We start from the raw sequence: 18,755 nt of genomic DNA, 5'->3' as shown, positions 1-18,755 counted from the left end.
TTTGAGGGCGAGGAATGAATGCCCAATTCTAGCTTTTTTCATTAAATAAAAAAACACAGCAAATTAAGAAATTGCTATAATTTCGCAAAATTTATCTTTCACAAAACGGTCATTTTTATGACCGCACTTTTTATTTTCTTCTCGGAGTTTTATGTCATTACAATTTAATATGATCGCCTTGTTATTAGTGGTGTTAATCATACTTGGCGTGGTGAGCCATAATAGTGCGATCACGATTTCCGCCGCCGTGTTATTGATTATGCAGCAAACATTTTTATCCGAACATATTCCCTTACTTGAAAAATATGGTTTAAAGGTGGGCATTATTATTTTAACCATTGGCGTATTAAGCCCCTTGGTTTCCGGCAAAATTCAATTACCCGATTTAGCCGGTTTATTAAGTTGGAAAATGGCACTTTCTATTGCGGTGGGGATTTTTGTCGCTTGGCTTGCCGGAAAAGGTGTGCCTTTAATGGGGGAACAGCCGGTATTGGTAACCGGTTTGTTAATCGGCACGATTATTGGCGTATCGTTTCTTGGTGGCATTCCTGTCGGCCCACTGATCGCCGCAGGGATTTTGGCATTATTAATGGGGCGAATTTAAGTGAAAAATAAATGGTTATTGATTGCCTCAATAAGTGGCTTTTTTTGCGTTGCGATGGGGGCTTTTGCCGCACACGGATTAAGTAAAATTTTAGACAACAAAGCCTTAATGTGGATTGATACCGCACTCAAATATCAAATGTTTCACACCCTTGCCATTCTGAGTATCGGGCTTGTGCAAATAGGTCGGCAACCATTTGTTTTCAACAAAACCTTTAATTTGGCTGCCTCAGCGTGGTCGCTTGGCGTATTTTTGTTTAGTGGCAGTTTATATGCCTTGGCACTCGGTGCAGGAAAATGGATGGTGTGGGTAACGCCTGTAGGTGGTGTGTTATTTTTAATCGGATGGCTATGTTTGGCTTACGGTAGTATAAAATGCAAATCGGTATGAAAAAAAGAACAGTAAAACAACAGTTAAATCCTTTACAACAATCTCTCCTTGCTCAATTAAATAATGTAATGTTCACGGATAAACGCCGTTTATCCGCCCGAATTTACGGCATTGGTAAAATTAGACATCAAGAAGCACAACAAGCTGTGGCGGCAGAGATTGCACAACAAATTCAACAAGCTCAATGGCGTGTGGCACAACGTCAAAGTGCGGTCAAAAATCCCATTGTTTTTCCGGAAACACTCCCTGTTAGCCAACGCAAAGCGGAAATTCAAACATTATTAGCCGAACATCAAGTGATTGTGGTGGCAGGGGAAACCGGATCGGGTAAAACCACCCAGTTGCCAAAAATGTGCTTGGAATTGGGGTTGGGCAACCTTGGTATGATTGGGCATACTCAACCACGCCGAATCGCCGCACGTTCTGTCGCCACACGTATTGCCGAAGAATTACAAACGGAATTGGGCGACTTGGTGGGCTATAAAGTACGTTTTAACGATCAGATGAGTGACAATACTCAAATCAAATTGATGACGGATGGGATTTTACTGGCTGAAATTCAAACGGATCGTTTTCTTAACCAATATTCCTGTCTGATTATTGATGAAGCCCACGAACGCAGCCTGAATAATGATTTTATTTTAGGCTATCTAAAGCAACTATTGCCACGCCACCCTGATCTGAAATTAATCATTACCTCTGCAACCATTGATGTGGAACGTTTTTCCAAACATTTTGATAATGCCCCGATTATTGAAGTTTCCGGTAGAACTTATCCGGTGGAAGTGCGTTATCGCCCGATTAGCGAGGAAGCGGATCAAGATCAACTGCAAGGTATTTTAAATGCGGTGGATGAACTACAGGCGGAAGGGCGAGGCGATATTTTGATCTTTATGAATGGCGAACGGGAAATTCGCGATACCGCCGAAGCGTTGAAAAAACAAAATTTAAAACACACGGAAATTCTACCGCTCTTTGCCCGCCTTTCTGCGCAAGAACAAAATAAAATTTTTCACCCGAGCGGATTGAATCGAATTGTACTGGCGACAAATGTCGCGGAAACTTCACTCACCGTACCGGGGATAAAATATGTGATTGATCCGGGAACGGCACGTATTTCCCGTTATAGTTATCGCACCAAAGTACAGCGTTTACCGATAGAACCGATTTCGCAGGCTTCCGCCAATCAACGTAAAGGGCGTTGCGGACGGGTCAGCGAGGGGATTTGTATTCGCCTGTATTCGGAAGAAGATTTTCATTCCCGCCCTGAATTTACCGAGCCGGAAATTTTGCGCACCAATTTAGCCTCCGTTATTTTGCAAATGACGGCGTTGGGCTTGGACGATATTGAGGCTTTTCCTTTTGTGGACGCACCCGATAAACGCCACATTCAAGATGGCGTAAAGTTGTTGGAAGAACTGGGGGCGTTTGAATGGAAGAATATTAAAAAATCCCGCTCTATGGACGGGGAAAATAACGCCCCAAACTATCAAGAAAAGCGGGTACTGACAAACCTTGGTCGCCAACTCGCTCAACTTCCCGTTGATCCACGATTAGCGAAAATGCTACTAAGTGCGGTCAATTTGGGCTGTGTTTATGAAGTGATGGTGATTGTTTCCGCATTATCTATTCAAGATCCGCGCGAACGCCCAACAGAAAAACAACAAGCGGCAGATGAAAAACACCGCCGTTTTGCCGATAAAAAATCGGATTTTTTGGCGTTTTTAAATCTTTGGCACTATGTTCAAGAACAACAAAAATCACTGAGTAAAAATCAGTTCCGCCGCCAATGTCAAAAAGATTTCCTAAATTATCTCCGAATTCGGGAATGGCAGGATATTTATCAGCAAATTCGTCTTGCCGTGCGTGAAATGGGATTGCCGATTAATTCGGAAAAAGCGGAATATCCGCAAATTCACACTGCACTTTTAAGTGGTTTGCTTTCCCATATCGGCTTAAAAGAGGCGGAAAAACAGCAATATCTCGGCGCACGTAATGCGCATTTTGCGATTTTCCCTAATTCCGTTCTTTTCAAAAAACAACCGAAATGGGTGATGGCGGCTGAATTGGTGGAAACCTCCAAACTTTGGGGGCGTATGGTTGCCGATATTGACCCTGAATGGATTGAACCCCTTGCAGAACATTTGACCAAAAAATCCTATTCCGAACCACGCTGGTCAAAATCCCGTGGGGCAGTGATCGCCAATGAAAAAGTGAGTTTATATGGTGTGCCGATTGTCGCTGCACGACCGGTGAACTATGGGGCAATCGACCCTATGGTGAGCCGTGAAATCTTTATTCAATCTGCATTGGTGGAAGGGGATTGGCACACCAAACATTCCTTTTTCAAACAGAATCAGCGACTCATTCAGGAGGTGGAAGAGCTGGAGCATAAAAGCCGCCGCCGCGATATTTTGGTGGACGAACGGGCTTTGTTTGATTTTTATGATCAACGTATTGGCACGGAAGTGGTGTCGCAAAAGCATTTTGATGCTTGGTGGAAAAAAGCCTCAAAACAAGATCCTGAGTTACTCAATTTTGAGCGTTCTTTTTTGATTAATGAGGATGCCGAGCAGGTGAGCAAACTGGATTTTCCTAATTTCTGGCATCAAGGAAATTTAAAGCTCAAACTGACCTATCAATTTGAACCGGGGACAGATGCCGATGGTGTTACCGTTCATATTCCGCTGCCCCTGCTCAATCAAGTAGAAATGACCGGCTTTGATTGGCAAATTCCCGGCTTGCGGGAAGAATTGGTGATTGCCTTAATTAAATCTTTGCCGAAAACCTACCGCCGTAATTTTGTTCCTGCGCCGAATTATGCACAAGCCTTTTTGGCACGTGCCGTTCCTTTAGAAAAACCATTATTGGAGACACTGATTAATGAGTTACGGCGAATGACGGGCGTAACGGTGGAGGCGGAACATTGGCAATGGACGCAAATTCCAAGTCATCTAAAAATGACATTCCGAGTGGTGGATGAAAAGGGTAAAAAAATTGCCGAATCAATGGATCTGGATTCCTTGAAATTCGAGTTGAAAGATCGGGTGCAAGAAAGCATTTCTGCCGTGGCGGATGACGGCATTGAACAAAGTGGCGTGCATATTTGGAATTTTGCCGATTTACCACAATTTTACGAGCAGAAAAAACAGGGCTTTAGCGTAAAAGCCTTCCCCGCCATTGTGGATGAAAAAGAGGCAGTGGGGGTGAAATTATTTGAAACGGAATTTGAACAGGCGGTGGCAATGCAACAAGGCTTGCGCCGATTGTTGCTACTGAATGTGCCGTCTCCCATTAAATATTTGCACGAAAAATTACCGAATAAATCCAAACTGGGGCTATATTTTACGCCTTTTGGACGGGTGCTGGAGTTGATTGATGACTGTATTGCCTGTGCCGTAGATAAACTTATCAATGATTTTGGCGGTTTTGTGTGGAACGAACCCGATTTTGATAAATTGCGTGATTTTGTGCGGGAAAATCTCAATGAAGTTACCGTAGATATTGCACAAAAAGTGGAGCAAATTTTGACGTTCACCCACACCTTGAATCAACGCCTAAAAGGCAAAATGGATTTCACAATGGCATTCGCCCTTTCGGATATTAAAGTTCAGCTTGGAGGCTTGGTATATCAAGGTTTTGTGCAAAAAAGCGGTTATGATCGCCTGCCGGATTTATTGCGTTATTTACAAGCCATTGATAAACGTATCGATAAATTATTGCAGGATGTTAATCGAGATCGTGTAGCAATGCTACGAGTAGAGCAAGTACAACAAGCCTACCAACAACTGCTCAACAAACTCCCAAAATCAAAACCCATTTCTAATGAAGTGGCAGAAATCAGATATATGATTGAGGAGTTACGGGTGAGTTTATTTGCCCAACAGCTAGGCACGAAATATCCAATTTCCGATAAGCGAATTTTAAATTTGATCGTGCAATGCTAACAAATATCAATATTGTAGAATAAATAATCATGGTTTTATATTTTTTGTGAGCTACTTCAAACTTTCAACAAAAAATATAAACCTTCTATTTTTTTTATAGTCTTTTGAGCGTATATTTTTTCGCAAAATATTTGGAGAAAAAAATGTTGGAAGTTCAACAGTTTGGTTTAGAGGATATTAAAATCCTGAATGAAGAAACCGTGTATGACGGTTTTTTTACACTTAAAAAAATTCAATTTAAACACAAACTTTTTGCCGGTGGCGAAGGCGGTGTGGTTACGCGAGAATTGCTTATCAAAGGCGCAGCTTCCGCAGTGATTGCTTATGATCCCAAAGAGGATTCGGTGGTGTTGGTTGAACAAATTCGCATTGGAACAGCCTATCATCCCGTACCAAATCGCTCCCCTTGGTTATTGGAACTCATTGCCGGTATGGTTGAAAAAGGCGAGCAACCGGAAGAGGTGGCGTTACGTGAAAGTGAAGAAGAAGCCGGTGTAGTAGTGAAGAATTTAACCCATTGTTTGAGTGTATGGGATAGCCCCGGTGGCGTGGTGGAACGGATTCATTTATTTGTCGGGGAAGTGGACAGCTCGCAAGCGAAAGGAATTCACGGCTTGGCGACTGAAAATGAAGATATTCGCGTATGGGTTGTAAAACGTGAACAGGCTTATCAATGGATGTGTGAAGGAAAAATTGACAATAGCATTGCGGTGATGGGATTGCAATGGCTTCAATTAAATTATGCGCAGCTACAACACCGTTGGCAACGGGGGTAGGAGGCTTCTATGAAAAACACGTTTGTTCATCGGTCGGCAAATTCTGTTGTTAAGTTATTACAGATCACAGATTCACATTTGTTTAAAGATGAAAAAACAGAATTATTGGGTGTAAACACGCAAGCAGGTTTTGCACAGGTTTTAGCGGAAATTCAACAAGAAAAGCGGGAGTTTGATGTCATTTTTGCGACCGGTGATTTGGTGCAAGATGGCAGTGATGAAGGGTATCAACGTTTTGTTGAAATGATAAAACCTTTTGGTAAACCGGTATTTTGGATTCCGGGCAACCACGATTTTCAACCTAAAATGGTAGAAAATTTGAATCAATCACCAATGGAAAATGCAAAACATATTTTATTGGGCGACCATTGGCAGGCGTTATTATTGGATAGTCAGGTTTATGGCGTGCCACACGGCGAACTGAGCCAATATCAGCTTGAATTGTTAAAATTAACCTTGGCAGAATATCCCGAACGTTATACCTTGATTGTGTTTCATCATCATTTATTGCCGACCAATTCCGCTTGGCTTGATCAGCATAATTTACGCAATTCTCACGATTTACTTGATGTGCTTGCGCCTTTTAAAAATGTAAAAGCCATTTTATATGGGCATATTCATCAGCAAGTAGATGGGCAATGGAAGGGGTATCAAGTGATGGCAACCCCTTCAACCTGTATTCAATTTAAGGCAGACAGCAATCATTTTGCATTGGATACGGTGCAACCGGGATGGCGTGAAATTGATTTATATTCTGACGGTTCTATCGTGACAAAAGTCAAACGAATTCAGCAAACAAGGTTTTTACCTAATATGCAGGAAGAAGGGTATTGATTACAGGCATTTATGTTGTCGTTACGGTGAATTTTTACGAGATTATCCCAAAATTAAACGAAAGTGCGGTCAAATTTGACCGTATTTTTTATGGCGCTAAAAAATAAATTTTGACTGGTAAGCATAGTGACAAATCTGTACAATAGCCGACCGTTTTTATTGGATAAATTGACGATTGTAGAAAGTAAAAGATGACGCAAAAATTACATATTAAAACCTGGGGCTGCCAGATGAACGAGTACGATTCATCAAAAATGGCGGATTTATTATTAAGTACCCACGGGCTTGAATTGACAGAAATCCCTGAAGAAGCAGATGTGTTATTGTTGAATACCTGTTCCATTCGTGAAAAAGCACAGGAAAAAGTATTTCATCAATTAGGGCGTTGGAAAGAATTAAAGAAAACCAATCCAAACTTAGTGATTGGCGTGGGGGGCTGTGTTGCTTCTCAGGAAGGTGAGCATATTCGTCAGCGCGCGCCCTATGTCGATATTATTTTTGGGCCGCAAACCTTGCACCGTTTACCGGAAATGATTAATCAAATCCGTGGCGGTAAAAGTTCTGTGGTGGATGTGAGTTTTCCGGAAATTGAAAAATTTGACCGTTTGCCGGAGCCACGTGCAGAAGGGCCGACCGCATTTGTTTCCATTATGGAAGGTTGTAACAAGTATTGTACCTTCTGTGTTGTACCTTACACCAGAGGCGAAGAAGTAAGCCGTCCGGTAGATGATGTGTTATTTGAGATTGCACAGCTTGCCGAACAAGGCGTGCGTGAAGTGAATTTATTGGGACAAAATGTGAATGCGTATCGTGGCCCAACCCACGATGGACAAATTTGTAGCTTTGCCGAATTACTGCGTTTGGTGGCTTCCATTGACGGCATTGATCGTTTACGTTTCACCACCAGTCACCCGATTGAATTTACCGATGACATCATTGATGTTTATCGTGATACACCGGAATTGGTGAGTTTCTTGCATTTACCGGTGCAAGCCGGTTCTGACCGTATTTTAACGATGATGAAACGCGGCCATACTGCGTTGGAATATAAATCGATTATTCGTAAATTGCGTGCCGTGCGTCCTGATATTCAAATTAGTTCAGACTTTATTGTCGGCTTTCCGGGGGAAACGGCAGAAGATTTTGAGCAAACAATGAATTTAATTGCACAAGTGAATTTCGATATGAGTTTTAGCTTTGTGTATTCCGCCCGTCCCGGCACACCGGCTGCCGATATGCCGGATGATGTTACGGAAGAGGAGAAAAAACAACGTTTATATGTGTTGCAAGAACGCATTAATCAACAAGCGGCACAATTTAGCCGCCGTATGTTAGGAACGGAACAACGTGTGTTGGTGGAAGGCCCGTCTAAAAAAGACATTATGGAATTAACGGGAAGAACGGAAACCAATCGTATTGTGAATTTCCGAGGTTCACCGGAAATGATCGGTAAGTTTGTGGATGTAAAAATCACGGATGTGTACACCAATTCCTTGCGTGGCGAGGTGGTGCGTACAGAGGAGGAAATGGGGTTACGCATTGCCCAGTCTCCACAAGAAGTGATAAATCGTACAAGAAAAGAAGATGAATTAGGCGTGGGACGTTACCACGGATAATGATAAGTCAGGCAGGTTGATTAACCTGCCTTTCTTTTTAGAATTACGGTGATTTTTTCTCCCGCCAATAGGTGGCAAAGCGTGGTTTACCGGAATGGGTTAATCCACGGTATTTATAAGTAATCGTTGATCCTATGGGCGGCGGATTTTCACGTTCCTTAAAATTAAATCCCGAACCGATTTTAAATTCCCCGCGATCATTTTTACAGGTGAGCGATCCCATTACATTTTCAAATTGCCCTCTGCCTTTGTGGTGTGCAATGACAGTGCATTCTTCATCGTGAGCCGTTTTTAGTTTGAGTATTTGTGAACTGCGTTTTCTCTCATAGGGGGCATTGGGATTTCTTACCACAACACCTTCACCTAATTTACTTTCTACTTCACTTAAAAATTCATATAAGTGGGCTTTATCCCGCACGGGAATTTGTTCGATAATTTGAATATAGGGCGTGGGATGTTCAGCCAAATAAGTTTTCAATACGGCTAACCGTTCAAATAAATTTCCCTTGGCATCAGGTACGTCAAAAACATAAAGTTTGAGTTTTTCCCATCGTTCGCCTTTGAAAGATTTTGTAATAGAAGCGATTTCTTCAAAATGGTTCCGTTCACTAAAAAGTTCGCCGTCTATGGCAAAAGGGGGAAAGTCTTTCACAAAATAAGCCGGCGGTGAAAGCCGTTGATTTTGACGGGTTAAAAGTTGTTTACCATCCCAGTATCCTCGAACGCCGTCCAGTTTTTCCGACATCACCCAACCTTCAACAGATTGATTGTCATAATTTTGCAGAAGCATTACATCTACATTGGCATAAGGTTTTAGGCTGATAAATAAAATCAAAATGGCGAGTAGTTGTTTCATTGTGTTTCCTTGAGTAAAAACCAAAGAAAGACTAAAAAAGTGCGGTCAATTTTTGAAGTATTTTCAAACCGCTTTGCGGACAGAATCACAAAAAAGAGCGGTTTAGGGCGAAAAAGAGCGGAATTTGTTTTATCAACCTAGCGAAAAAAGGGTATCTGCTATACAATGCCGTGCGAATTTTCCATTGCTAAAAGGAGCAAAAATGTACTTAGATCAAATTAAAGCGGAACTTGTTGAAGCACAAGATGTATTAAATAAATTCATTTCTGATGAAAATAACATTAAATTAATTCAACAGGCGGCATTATTAATTTCGGACAGTTTCAAACAAGGCGGTAAAGTTCTTTCTTGCGGTAACGGCGGATCACATTGTGATGCAATGCATTTTGCGGAAGAATTAACCGGACGTTATCGTGAAAACCGCCCCGGTTATCCGGCGATCGCCATTTCCGATGTGAGCCATCTCAGCTGTGTGAGTAACGATTTTGGCTACGATTATGTATTCTCCCGTTATGTCGAAGCGGTGGGACAAAAAGGCGATGTGCTATTTGGTTTATCCACGTCAGGTAATTCTAAAAATGTGCTGAATGCTATTGAAGCGGCAAAAGCAAAAGGAATGAAAGTGATTGCGATGACCGGTAAAGACGGTGGAAAAATGGTAGGTTTGGCAGATGTTGAAATTCGCGTACCACATTTCCGTTATGCGGATCGTATTCAAGAAATTCACATTAAAGTGATCCATATTTTAATGATGTTAATTGAGTTTGAAATGGCGAAAAACGCCTAAAGTGCGGTTGTTTTTGACGATCTTTTTTCAAAAATCCCAAAATTTTTTGGGATTTTTTATTTTTACCGCTTGCATAAATATGCATAAAAACGTAATATTTCTTCACTTTATAAGAAGCAGAGAATAAAAATGGCGATACGAGTTAAAAATTTGAATTTTTTCTATGGTTCGGTTCAGGCATTATTTGATATTAATTTAGAAGCCGAAGAAGGCGATACCGTCGTATTACTTGGCCCGAGTGGTGCCGGTAAAAGTACGTTAATTCGCACGTTAAATTTATTGGAAGTGCCGACTTCCGGCGAATTAAACATTGCCAATAATGAATTTGATTTATCAAAAGCAACAGCGAATGCGAAGGCGGTTCGTCAGTTACGCCAAGATGTGGGAATGGTGTTCCAACAATATAATCTTTGGCCGCATTTAACGGTGATTGAAAATTTGATTGAAGCCCCGATGAAAGTGTTGTCAATCAATGAAACAACAGCAAAAAAAGAAGCAATGGAATTATTAAAACGCTTACGTTTAGAAGAATACGCGGATCGTTTTCCTTTGCATTTATCCGGCGGTCAGCAACAGCGTGTGGCGATTGCACGGGCATTAATGATGAAACCACAGGTTTTATTATTTGATGAGCCAACGGCGGCATTAGATCCGGAAATTACCGCTCAAGTTGTTGATATTATTAAAGAATTACAAGAAACCGGCATCACGCAGGTGATTGTTACCCACGAGGTGAATGTGGCACAAAAAGTGGCAACAAAAGTGGTCTATATGGAACAAGGCAAGATTATCGAAATGGGATCGGCAGATTGTTTTGAACACCCGAAAACCGAACAATTTAAACAATATCTTTCTCACTAGAAATTAAGGACATATTATGAAAAAATTACTTTTAAGCGCAGTATTATTAGGTTCAGCCGCGGTAGCGACCGCACAAGATATTACTTTTGCAATGGAACCAAGCTATCCACCTTTTGAATTTACCAATGAGAAAGGCGAGATTATCGGCTTTGATGTGGATGTGGCGAATGCCATTTGTAAAGAAATTCAAGCGACCTGTAAATTTAAAGGTGAGTCTTTTGATTCTTTAATCGCAAGTTTAAAAGCAAAACGTTTTGATGCGGCAATCTCGGCAATGGATATTACCGAAGCACGTGCAAAACAAGTATTGTTCTCCGATGCGTATTATGACAGCACCGCAAGTTATGTGGCGTTAAAAGGTAAAGCGACCTTAGAAACGGCGAAAAATATCGGTGTGCAAAACGGGACGACTTTCCAACAATATACCGTGAATGAAACCAAACAATATTCACCAAAACCCTATGCCAGCCTGCAAGATGCTATTTTGGATTTAAAAAATGGGCGTATTGACATCATTTTCGGTGATACCGCCGTGCTTGCGGATATGATTAACAAAGAGCCTGAAATTCAATTTGTAGGCGAAAAAGTAACCAATAAGAAATATTTTGGTAACGGTTTAGGTATTGCGATGAATAAATCTTCCAAAGATTTGGCGGCAAGCTTTAATAAAGGCTTGGCAGCGATCAAAGCAAGTGGTGAATACCAAAAAATCTATGATAAATGGATGACAAAATAATTTATGTTTGCCGATTTTCTTTCTTTAATGTTTACCGCAGCCCTTGTAACGTTGGGGCTGGCGGTTTGTTCTCTGGTAGTCGGCTTACTCTTTAGCGTGTTATTTGCTTTGTTGGAGGCAAATCGTTTTGTGGGTAAGCCAATGGCGGTGTTTGTCGCGTTATTGCGTGGATTGCCTGAAATTTTGGTGGTACTGCTGGTGTATTTTGGTTCTACGGAACTGGTGGAAATGCTTACCGGTGAATACATTGAATTTGGCGCGTTTGGCTGCGGTGTTTTTGCGTTGTCGCTTATTTTTGCGGCTTATGCTTCGCAAACATTACGTGGCGCGATCCAAGCCATTCCAAAAGGGCAGTGGGAATCCGGTGCGGCTTTAGGGTTAAGCAAAGGTTATACCTTCACCCACATTATTATGCCGCAGGTTTGGCGGCACGCTTTACCGGGGTTGAGTAATCAATGGCTGGTTTTATTAAAAGATACGGCACTCATTTCCCTTATTGGAGTAGATGATTTAATGCGTCAGGCACAACTGATTAATACCAACACGCATCAACCCTTCACTTGGTATGGCATTGCCGCATTAATTTATTTAATTGTTACTTTAGTCAGCCAAGCCGGTATTCGCCGTTTAGAGTTACGTTTTACCCGCTTTGAAAGAGGAGTGAAATAATGTTTCAAGAATATTTCACCGTGATTGCACAGGGAATTCCAACCAGTTTATTGCTCACGGTGGTTTCGTTATTAATTGCTTTCTTTCTGGCGTTATTTTTAACCTTTTTACTTTCAATGGAAAATGTATGGGTAAAAAGAGCGGTCAATTTATACCTTACTTTATTCACCGGTACACCGTTACTCGTGCAATTTTTCTTGATTTATGCCGGCCCGGGGCAGTTTGAGTGGGTGGTGAATAGCCCGTTTTGGCATATTTTGTCGAATGCGTGGTTTTGTGCGGCACTTGCCTTAGCTTTAAACAGTGCGGCATATTCCACACAATTATTCCACGGTGCGGTAAAAGCCATTCCGAAAGGTCAGTGGGAAGGTTGTGCGGCACTCGGTTTAAGTCGTTTGCAAACCTTAAAAATTCTGATTCCTTATGCGTTAAAACGTGCATTGCCTTCTTACAGCAATGAAATTATTTTAGTTTTTAAAGGCACAGCATTGGCATCAACCATTACGATTATGGATATTATGGGCTATGCCCGCCAGCTTTACGGCACGGAATATGATGCCTTGACCATTTACGGCATCGCCGGCGGTATTTATTTAGTGATTACGGGAATTGCCACTTTATTATTGCGTAAACTTGAAAATAAAGTGCTTGCTTTTGAACGATTAGAGACGAATAACACATAAAGTGCGGTCAGAATTTTAAGTAAATTTAATGGGTTGCCGAGGCGACCCATTTTTTATTACCTAGGTTATCAAACTTGCGATAATGATAAATAACGCAAAAATTACAAACCAAATAAGATGAAGTTTTGTGCTTTTTCGATTGATTTCTTCATTTCGTAAACGTCTTTCTTCCAGTTTTTGTCTATATCTTTCTATATTTTCCTGCTTAAAAGAAAAACCGCAGCTTGGGCAATATTCCGCGTGATTGCTTATTTTTTTGCCACATTCAGGGCAACGAAGAAGTGCCATTTTGTCCTCGTTGGTCGGTGTTTGGTATTTTTTATTGTATTCAAAATAAATGAATTAGGAAATGTGATGTTCATCACAAAATGGTGAAAATCACATAAATTCACTTTTTCCTTTGTGGGAAGTTGGCATAAAATAGCGCCGCTTGTTGAGAGCGTTTTTTTAACGACACAATTAATTATTTCCTGAGGTACATTTATGTTGTGGTTTTTCTTTTGTGTAGCCGTGTTGATTCTCGGTTATTTTATTTACGGAAAAATTATCGAAAAAATCTTTGTCATTAATCCTAAGCGTCAAACGCCGGCTTATCAAATCAATGATGGCGTGGATTATATGCCAATGTCCAAAACCAAAATTTGGTTGATTCAGTTATTAAATATTGCGGGTACGGGCCCGATTTTTGGCCCTATTCTTGGGGCGTTGTATGGGCCGGTGGCGATGCTTTGGATTGTTCTCGGTTGTATTTTTGCCGGCGCGGTACACGATTATTTCTGTGGAATGTTAAGTATTCGTCACGGTGGAGCAACAATGCCTTATTTGGCTGGGAAATTCTTAGGACGTCCGGTTAAAGTATTCATTAACCTGCTTGCTTTGGTATTGCTATTGTTAGTTGGCGTAGTATTTGTAGCAAGTCCAGCCCAATTAATGGGGACTATCACGATGGATGTTTTAGGGGCTTCTCAAGGTGCGTTACAACTTGGGGATGCGGAAGCGGTTCATCACGCGGTAGAAGCCGGTGGTATTAAAGTGTGGGGAATGGATAAAGCAACGGTGGTTGCCGTATGGACGTTGATTATCTTCGCCTATTACATTCTCGCCACATTATTACCTATTGATAAAATTATCGGTCGAATTTATCCACTCTTTGGTGCGTTATTGCTCTTTATGTCTGTTGGTATGGTGTATGGTTTGGTGTCTTCCCATTTACAGGTGGCTGATCCTATCGAATTTTTCCGTACGGTGAATACAGACGGCGAGGGATTAACTTGGGCTAAATTTACCCAAAACTTCCAAGTAAAAGGTGATGTGCCAATTTGGCCGTTGCTATTCTTAACCATTTCTTGTGGGGCATTATCCGGTTTCCACGCAACCCAAACGCCATTAATGGCACGCTGTGCGGAAAATGAAAGCGAAGGTCGTTTTATTTTCTATGGTGCAATGATTACGGAAGGGGTGATTGCATTGGTATGGTGTATGGTTGGTCTTGCTTTCTATGAAAATCCTCAAGCATTGCAAGATGCAATTTCCGCCGGTTCGCCATCTAAAGTAGTATATGACAGTTCATTACATTTTTTAGGCTTCATTGGCGGTATTTTTGCTGTGTTAGGCGTGGTTGTTCTGCCGATTACATCAGGCGATACGGCATTCCGTGCGGCACGTTTGCAATTAGCGGAAATTTTCAATATTGATCAACGTTCCCTGCCAAAACGTTTATTAATTGCGGTGCCGTTATTTGTGTTGGGGTATTTTGTTTCAACCATTGACTTTAGTATCTTATGGCGTTATTTCACTTGGGCGAATCAAATGACCGCAATGGTGATGTTATGGACTGCGGCAGCGTATTTATATCGTTATCGTAAATTCCACTGGGTGGCATCAATCCCGGCGTGGTTTATCACAACCGTTTGTGCAACCTATTTGTATTACAACAAAATTGGTTTCAACTTAGATTATCAATTATCGGTCTATTTAGGTTTTGCAACAACGATTGTGTGTATCGTACTGTTCTTCACTTTATTAAAACCATTGGGTGAACGGGATGAAGAAGCCTATGTGAATACCGCAAATTCATAATTTTTTTCTATAAATCCTAAAACCGTTTGAGTGAAAACTTAAACGGTTTTTTCTTTCCTAAAATTTACCGCACTTTACATTGGAATAGCTTGCAACTTTGTCTTACAACCGATAAACTTAGCCACTAAGTGGTGAAAAGTGGTTTTTTGTGGCGATTTTTACCAAAATTTTCATTTTAATAAAGGTTTAAAGTTAAAAAATGTTTCGTGGTGCAGCAGCGGTAAATTTAGATGCGAAGGGACGGGTTGCGATCCCCACCCGCTATCGTGCTGAAATCATTGAAAAAAATCAGGGGCAGATGGTTTGTACCGTTGATATTCGCCAGCCTTGTTTGTTGCTTTATCCTTTAGATGAATGGGAAAAAATTGAACAAAAACTTCTTGCACTTTCTAACTTTGACCCGAATCAACGCCGTTTACAGCGTGTAATGCTTGGGTATGCCACAGAATGTGAAATGGATGCACAAGGGCGTATTTTATTAAGTGCGCCGTTACGCCAACACGCAAAACTGGAGAAAGGCTTAATGTTGGTAGGGCAGTTAAACAAATTTGAAATTTGGAGCGATACCGAATGGAACGCTCAAATTGATGAAGACATTGCCGTGGCGGCAACGGCCGGATTTGCAATGGATACGAATTTAAATATGCTGTCATTCTAATTAAAAAAATTAGAAAAAGAACAGCAGCACTAGCGGGATAAGCGGTGTCATCACCGCCTTATCTTTTTTCTTAATTTATTTTTTATAAACATTATGACAATGCAAAATTCTTTTTCTTCACCGCAGCACATCACTGTTTTACTTCACGAAGCAGTGGATGGCTTGGCATTGAAAGAAAATGGAATTTATATTGACGGTACATTTGGGCGTGGTGGCCATTCCCGCTTAATCCTTTCTAAGTTATCTCAAAACGGTCGTCTTATTGCCATTGACCGTGATCCTCGTGCGATTGCCGAAGCGCAAACTATTCAAGATCCCCGCTTTCAAATTGAACATCATAGCTTTTCTCACCTGCCTGAAATTTGTGAAAAATTAGGTTTGGTTGGCAAAATCGATGGTATTTTATTGGATCTCGGTGTGTCATCTCCTCAGTTGGATGAAGCGGAACGAGGCTTTAGTTTTATGAAAGACGGGCCTCTTGATATGCGTATGGATACCACTCAAGGTTTATCTGCGGCAGAATGGTTAAAACAGGTTTCGGTGGAAGATTTAACGTGGGTGCTGAAAACCTTTGGAGAAGAACGTTTTGCCAAACGTATTGCAACAGCGATTGTGGAATACAACAAAAGTGCGGTCAAAAATGGCGGAGAATTTTTATCCCGCACGGCACAATTAGCCGAACTTATTTCTCAAGCCGTGCCTTTTAAGGATCAACATAAACATCCGGCAACCCGTAGTTTTCAGGCGATTCGTATTTTTATTAATTCGGAATTGGATGAATTAGAAAGCGTGTTAAATTCGGCTTTGGAAATGTTAGCACCACAAGGGCGTTTATCTATCATTAGTTTCCATTCTTTAGAAGATAGAATGGTAAAACATTTTATGAAAAAACAAAGTAAAGGCGAGCCGCTTCCGAAAGGTTTACCGTTGCGGGAAGACCAAATTCAACGAAATCAAAAATTAAAAACAATTGGCAAGGCGGTTCAACCGTCAGAGGCGGAAATTCAGGCAAATCCACGCTCAAGAAGTGCGGTGTTGCGCGTGGCAGAAAAAATAGGGTAGGGGAAAAATGTTAGAAAATAGTGAACGTTATCCTTTGCAAAATCTTTTAGTGGAAGATTTATTTTCATCCAATAAATTAGTGGCATTGTTACTGCTACTGATTTTAGCGTCTGCAATGGCAACAATTTGGGTAACCCATCAAACACGGGGATTGGTTTCCGAAAATGGTCAGTTGGTATTACAACACCAAGCATTGGAAGATGAATATCGGAATTTGCAATTGCAAGAAGCGACCGAAGGTGATAGCACAAGAGTAGAGTCTATCGCCATTGGTACATTAAAAATGAAAAGAGTGGAAGGCGACCAAGAAGTCGTTATTTTGGAGTAAACCGAGAAGTACGTTGGGATAAAGCAGATGGTTAGGTTCAATTCGTCAAAAAAATCAAATAAAGCGAAAAAGACGATCAGAAAACTTTCAACACCGGCAGCCGCGGTGAAACCGAATAAGCCAAAAATGGTGTTTGAAAAATGTTTTTTGCGTGGGCGTTATATGATTGCCGCGACATTGATTTTTTCCTGTCTGGGTGCATTAGTGGCGCGGGCAGCTTATGTGCAATCCGTTCAATCGGATGTGTTGTCGGATGAGGCGGATAAGCGATCCTTACGTAAAGATGAAATTCTTTCTGTGCGTGGTTCAATTTTGGATCGTAATGGACAATTATTATCGGTGAGTGTGCCGATGAGTGCCGTTGTGGCAGAACCTAAACGTATCCTTAAAGAAGGTTCGTTGAATGATAAAGAGCGTATCAAAGCCCTTGCGGATGTATTAGGCTTGAGCTACAACGAATTAGTTAAAAAAATTGAAAAAAATCCAAAATCCGGTTTCTTGTATTTAGCCCGTCAGGTTGAGGCAGGAAAAGCACAATATGTGAAAGAACTCAAAATTAAGGGTATCAGTTTAGAAAATGAGCCTCGCCGCTTTTATCCTCGCGTGGAAGAAACCGCTCATTTAATTGGTTATACGGATATTGACGGAAACGGTATCGAAGGCATTGAAAAAAGTTTTAACACAATGCTTGTCGGTAAAGATGGCGCGCGTTTAGTCCGCAAAGATAAACGTGGTAATGTGGTTGAACATATTGCCGATCAGAAAAAATATGATGCGCAAGATGTTACCTTGAGTATTGATGAAAAATTACAATCAATGGTGTACCGTGAAATTAAAAAAGCGGTAACAGAAAATAAAGCTGAATCAGGCACTGCCGTGCTTGTAGATATTCGCACCGGTGAAGTGCTGGCAATGGCGAATGCCCCTTCTTATAACCCAAATAATCGTGCCGGAGTTAAAGCGGAATTAATGCGTAACCGTGCGATTACCGATGTGTTTGAACCGGGTTCTACGGTAAAACCTTTCGTGGTTTTGACCGCACTTCAACGTGGTGCAGCGAAGCGTAACGAAATTATCAATACAGGTTCTTTCACCGTAAGCGGTAAAGAAATTGTGGACGTTGCCCCTCGCGCGCAACAAACCTTAGACGAGATTTTAATTAACTCCAGTAACCGTGGTGTGAGTCGCCTTGCATTGCGTATGCCGCCAAGCGCATTAATGGATACATACCAAGCGGCAGGCTTAGGCAAACCAACGGATCTTGGCTTAATTGGTGAACAGGCAGGGCTTTTAAACGCTAATCGTAAACGTTGGGCGGATATTGATCGTGCAACGGTTTCTTATGGATATGGGATTACCGCCACACCATTACAAATGGCACGGGCTTATGCCACGTTAGGCAGCTTTGGTATTTATCGCCCACTTTCCATTACCAAAGTTGATCCGCCGGTGATTGGTCAGCGTGTCTTTTCGGAAAAAACAACGAAAGAAATCGTCAATATGTTAGAAAAAGTCGCCATTAAAAATAAACGGGCGATGGTAGAAGGCTATCGTGTGGGGGTAAAAACCGGTACGGCACGTAAAATTGAAAATGGACGTTATGTGAATAAATATGTCGCCTTTACCGCCGGGGTTGCGCCAATCAGTGATCCCCGTTATGCTTTGGTGATTTTAATTAATGATCCGAAAGCAGGACAATATTATGGTGGTGCGGTGTCTGCACCGGTATTTTCCAGCATTATGGGGTATGCGTTACGGGCAAATGGTATTGCACCTGATGCCGAAGCAACGGATAAAACCGCAAAACGTACCGTTCGTCTTACACCGAATAAATCTGAACGTAATAAAATTGAACAGGTGAATTAAGGA

18 protein-coding genes are annotated in these 18,755 nt (G+C 41.4%); 16 read left to right on the top strand and 2 right to left on the bottom strand.

Annotated elements, in window-relative coordinates:
* Positions 1-151 precede the first annotated feature (151 nt).
* The 6 genes from BKL49_RS02185 (at position 152) to miaB (ending at position 8,167) form a co-directional block, all read left to right on the top strand.
* Positions 152-604, top strand: a complete 453-nt coding sequence (locus BKL49_RS02185; protein WP_077423000.1) for a DUF441 domain-containing protein — start codon at positions 152-154, stop codon at positions 602-604.
* The gene (locus BKL49_RS02180; protein ID WP_077422999.1) at positions 605-994 is read left to right on the top strand and encodes a DUF423 domain-containing protein; all 390 of its coding nucleotides are present in this window, start codon (positions 605-607) and stop codon (positions 992-994) included. It begins immediately after the preceding gene.
* Entirely contained in the window at positions 991-4,941 is a 3,951-nt protein-coding gene (gene hrpA, locus BKL49_RS02175) for an ATP-dependent RNA helicase HrpA (protein WP_077423016.1), read from the top strand. The genes BKL49_RS02180 and hrpA overlap by 4 nt, the downstream gene beginning before the upstream one ends.
* A 143-nt stretch (positions 4,942-5,084) precedes the next feature.
* On the top strand, positions 5,085-5,717 hold the full coding sequence (nudF, locus tag BKL49_RS02170; protein WP_077422998.1) for an ADP-ribose diphosphatase: 633 nt from the start codon (positions 5,085-5,087) through the stop codon (positions 5,715-5,717).
* A 9-nt stretch (positions 5,718-5,726) separates the two neighbouring features.
* Positions 5,727-6,551 (top strand): 3',5'-cyclic-AMP phosphodiesterase, encoded by an 825-nt coding sequence (cpdA, locus tag BKL49_RS02165; protein ID WP_077422997.1) that lies wholly within the window; start codon positions 5,727-5,729, stop codon positions 6,549-6,551.
* Between the two features lie 191 nt (positions 6,552-6,742).
* Positions 6,743-8,167, top strand: coding sequence for a tRNA (N6-isopentenyl adenosine(37)-C2)-methylthiotransferase MiaB (gene miaB / locus BKL49_RS02160; RefSeq protein WP_077422996.1), 1,425 nt, complete (start codon positions 6,743-6,745; stop codon positions 8,165-8,167).
* Positions 8,168-8,210: 43 nt separating this feature from the next.
* Here the strand turns inward: miaB and BKL49_RS02155 are convergent, their stop codons facing one another.
* Positions 8,211-9,023: a DNA ligase gene (locus BKL49_RS02155; protein ID WP_077422995.1), complete on the bottom strand. Its 813-nt coding sequence runs from the start codon at positions 9,021-9,023 to the stop codon at positions 8,211-8,213.
* A 202-nt stretch (positions 9,024-9,225) separates the two neighbouring features.
* On the opposite strand from BKL49_RS02155, the gene lpcA reads away from it, so the two are divergent.
* The 5 genes from lpcA to artM all read left to right on the top strand — a co-directional run bounded on the left by lpcA (position 9,226) and on the right by artM (position 12,759).
* A complete protein-coding gene (gene lpcA / locus BKL49_RS02150) occupies positions 9,226-9,810 on the top strand; it encodes a D-sedoheptulose 7-phosphate isomerase (RefSeq protein ID WP_077422994.1) in 585 nt (194 codons plus the stop codon).
* A gap of 129 nt (positions 9,811-9,939) precedes the next feature.
* Positions 9,940-10,671: an arginine ABC transporter ATP-binding protein ArtP gene (gene artP / locus BKL49_RS02145; protein WP_077422993.1), complete on the top strand. Its 732-nt coding sequence runs from the start codon at positions 9,940-9,942 to the stop codon at positions 10,669-10,671.
* A 16-nt stretch (positions 10,672-10,687) separates the two neighbouring features.
* Positions 10,688-11,407 carry a lysine/arginine/ornithine ABC transporter substrate-binding protein gene (locus BKL49_RS02140; RefSeq protein WP_077422992.1) on the top strand — a complete coding sequence of 240 codons (720 nt, stop codon included), beginning with the start codon at positions 10,688-10,690 and terminating at the stop codon, positions 11,405-11,407.
* A gap of 3 nt (positions 11,408-11,410) precedes the next feature.
* Positions 11,411-12,076 carry an arginine ABC transporter permease ArtQ gene (artQ, locus tag BKL49_RS02135; RefSeq protein ID WP_077422991.1) on the top strand — a complete coding sequence of 222 codons (666 nt, stop codon included), beginning with the start codon at positions 11,411-11,413 and terminating at the stop codon, positions 12,074-12,076.
* The gene (gene artM / locus BKL49_RS02130) at positions 12,076-12,759 is read left to right on the top strand and encodes an arginine ABC transporter permease ArtM (RefSeq protein ID WP_077422990.1); all 684 of its coding nucleotides are present in this window, start codon (positions 12,076-12,078) and stop codon (positions 12,757-12,759) included. The genes artQ and artM overlap by 1 nt, the downstream gene beginning before the upstream one ends.
* Positions 12,760-12,819: 60 nt before the next feature.
* Here the strand turns inward: artM and BKL49_RS02125 are convergent, their stop codons facing one another.
* Positions 12,820-13,047, bottom strand: a complete 228-nt coding sequence (locus tag BKL49_RS02125; RefSeq protein WP_077422989.1) for a zinc-ribbon domain-containing protein — start codon at positions 13,045-13,047, stop codon at positions 12,820-12,822.
* 195 nt (positions 13,048-13,242) lie between these two features.
* Here BKL49_RS02125 and BKL49_RS02120 point away from each other — a divergent pair, with 195 nt between their 5' ends.
* From BKL49_RS02120 to BKL49_RS02100, 5 genes are all read left to right on the top strand, one after another.
* Positions 13,243-14,838: a carbon starvation CstA family protein gene (locus tag BKL49_RS02120; RefSeq protein WP_077422988.1), complete on the top strand. Its 1,596-nt coding sequence runs from the start codon at positions 13,243-13,245 to the stop codon at positions 14,836-14,838.
* Positions 14,839-15,037: 199 nt separating this feature from the next.
* Positions 15,038-15,496: a division/cell wall cluster transcriptional repressor MraZ gene (mraZ, locus tag BKL49_RS02115; RefSeq protein ID WP_077422987.1), complete on the top strand. Its 459-nt coding sequence runs from the start codon at positions 15,038-15,040 to the stop codon at positions 15,494-15,496.
* Positions 15,497-15,589: 93 nt separating this feature from the next.
* On the top strand, positions 15,590-16,558 hold the full coding sequence (gene rsmH / locus BKL49_RS02110) for a 16S rRNA (cytosine(1402)-N(4))-methyltransferase RsmH (RefSeq protein ID WP_077422986.1): 969 nt from the start codon (positions 15,590-15,592) through the stop codon (positions 16,556-16,558).
* 7 nt (positions 16,559-16,565) lie between these two features.
* Positions 16,566-16,886, top strand: coding sequence for a cell division protein FtsL (gene ftsL, locus BKL49_RS02105; protein WP_077422985.1), 321 nt, complete (start codon positions 16,566-16,568; stop codon positions 16,884-16,886).
* 27 nt (positions 16,887-16,913) lie between these two features.
* On the top strand, positions 16,914-18,752 hold the full coding sequence (locus BKL49_RS02100) for a penicillin-binding transpeptidase domain-containing protein (protein WP_077422984.1): 1,839 nt from the start codon (positions 16,914-16,916) through the stop codon (positions 18,750-18,752).
* The last annotated feature ends 3 nt before the right edge of the window (positions 18,753-18,755 follow it).

The organism is Rodentibacter myodis (assembly GCF_001999305.1).
Taxonomy (GTDB): Bacteria; Pseudomonadota; Gammaproteobacteria; order Enterobacterales; family Pasteurellaceae; genus Rodentibacter; species Rodentibacter myodis.
Note: the sequence above shows the minus strand (reverse complement) of the source record. Positions and strands in the feature narration are given on the sequence as shown.

What these genes read in the sequence shown, in the direction of transcription:
- BKL49_RS02185 (WP_077423000.1), top strand. Translation starts at nt 152, where the DNA reads ATGTCATTACAATTTAATATGATCGCCTTGTTATTAGTGGTGTTAATC.
- hrpA (WP_077423016.1), top strand. Translation starts at nt 991, where the DNA reads ATGAAAAAAAGAACAGTAAAACAACAGTTAAATCCTTTACAACAATCT.
- nudF (WP_077422998.1), top strand. Translation starts at nt 5,085, where the DNA reads ATGTTGGAAGTTCAACAGTTTGGTTTAGAGGATATTAAAATCCTGAAT.
- cpdA (WP_077422997.1), top strand. Translation starts at nt 5,727, where the DNA reads ATGAAAAACACGTTTGTTCATCGGTCGGCAAATTCTGTTGTTAAGTTA.
- miaB (WP_077422996.1), top strand. Translation starts at nt 6,743, where the DNA reads ATGACGCAAAAATTACATATTAAAACCTGGGGCTGCCAGATGAACGAG.
- BKL49_RS02155 (WP_077422995.1), bottom strand. Translation starts at nt 9,023, where the DNA reads ATGAAACAACTACTCGCCATTTTGATTTTATTTATCAGCCTAAAACCT.
- lpcA (WP_077422994.1), top strand. Translation starts at nt 9,226, where the DNA reads ATGTACTTAGATCAAATTAAAGCGGAACTTGTTGAAGCACAAGATGTA.
- artP (WP_077422993.1), top strand. Translation starts at nt 9,940, where the DNA reads ATGGCGATACGAGTTAAAAATTTGAATTTTTTCTATGGTTCGGTTCAG.
- BKL49_RS02140 (WP_077422992.1), top strand. Translation starts at nt 10,688, where the DNA reads ATGAAAAAATTACTTTTAAGCGCAGTATTATTAGGTTCAGCCGCGGTA.
- artQ (WP_077422991.1), top strand. Translation starts at nt 11,411, where the DNA reads ATGTTTGCCGATTTTCTTTCTTTAATGTTTACCGCAGCCCTTGTAACG.
- artM (WP_077422990.1), top strand. Translation starts at nt 12,076, where the DNA reads ATGTTTCAAGAATATTTCACCGTGATTGCACAGGGAATTCCAACCAGT.
- BKL49_RS02125 (WP_077422989.1), bottom strand. Translation starts at nt 13,047, where the DNA reads ATGGCACTTCTTCGTTGCCCTGAATGTGGCAAAAAAATAAGCAATCAC.
- BKL49_RS02120 (WP_077422988.1), top strand. Translation starts at nt 13,243, where the DNA reads ATGTTGTGGTTTTTCTTTTGTGTAGCCGTGTTGATTCTCGGTTATTTT.
- mraZ (WP_077422987.1), top strand. Translation starts at nt 15,038, where the DNA reads ATGTTTCGTGGTGCAGCAGCGGTAAATTTAGATGCGAAGGGACGGGTT.
- rsmH (WP_077422986.1), top strand. Translation starts at nt 15,590, where the DNA reads ATGACAATGCAAAATTCTTTTTCTTCACCGCAGCACATCACTGTTTTA.
- ftsL (WP_077422985.1), top strand. Translation starts at nt 16,566, where the DNA reads ATGTTAGAAAATAGTGAACGTTATCCTTTGCAAAATCTTTTAGTGGAA.
- BKL49_RS02100 (WP_077422984.1), top strand. Translation starts at nt 16,914, where the DNA reads ATGGTTAGGTTCAATTCGTCAAAAAAATCAAATAAAGCGAAAAAGACG.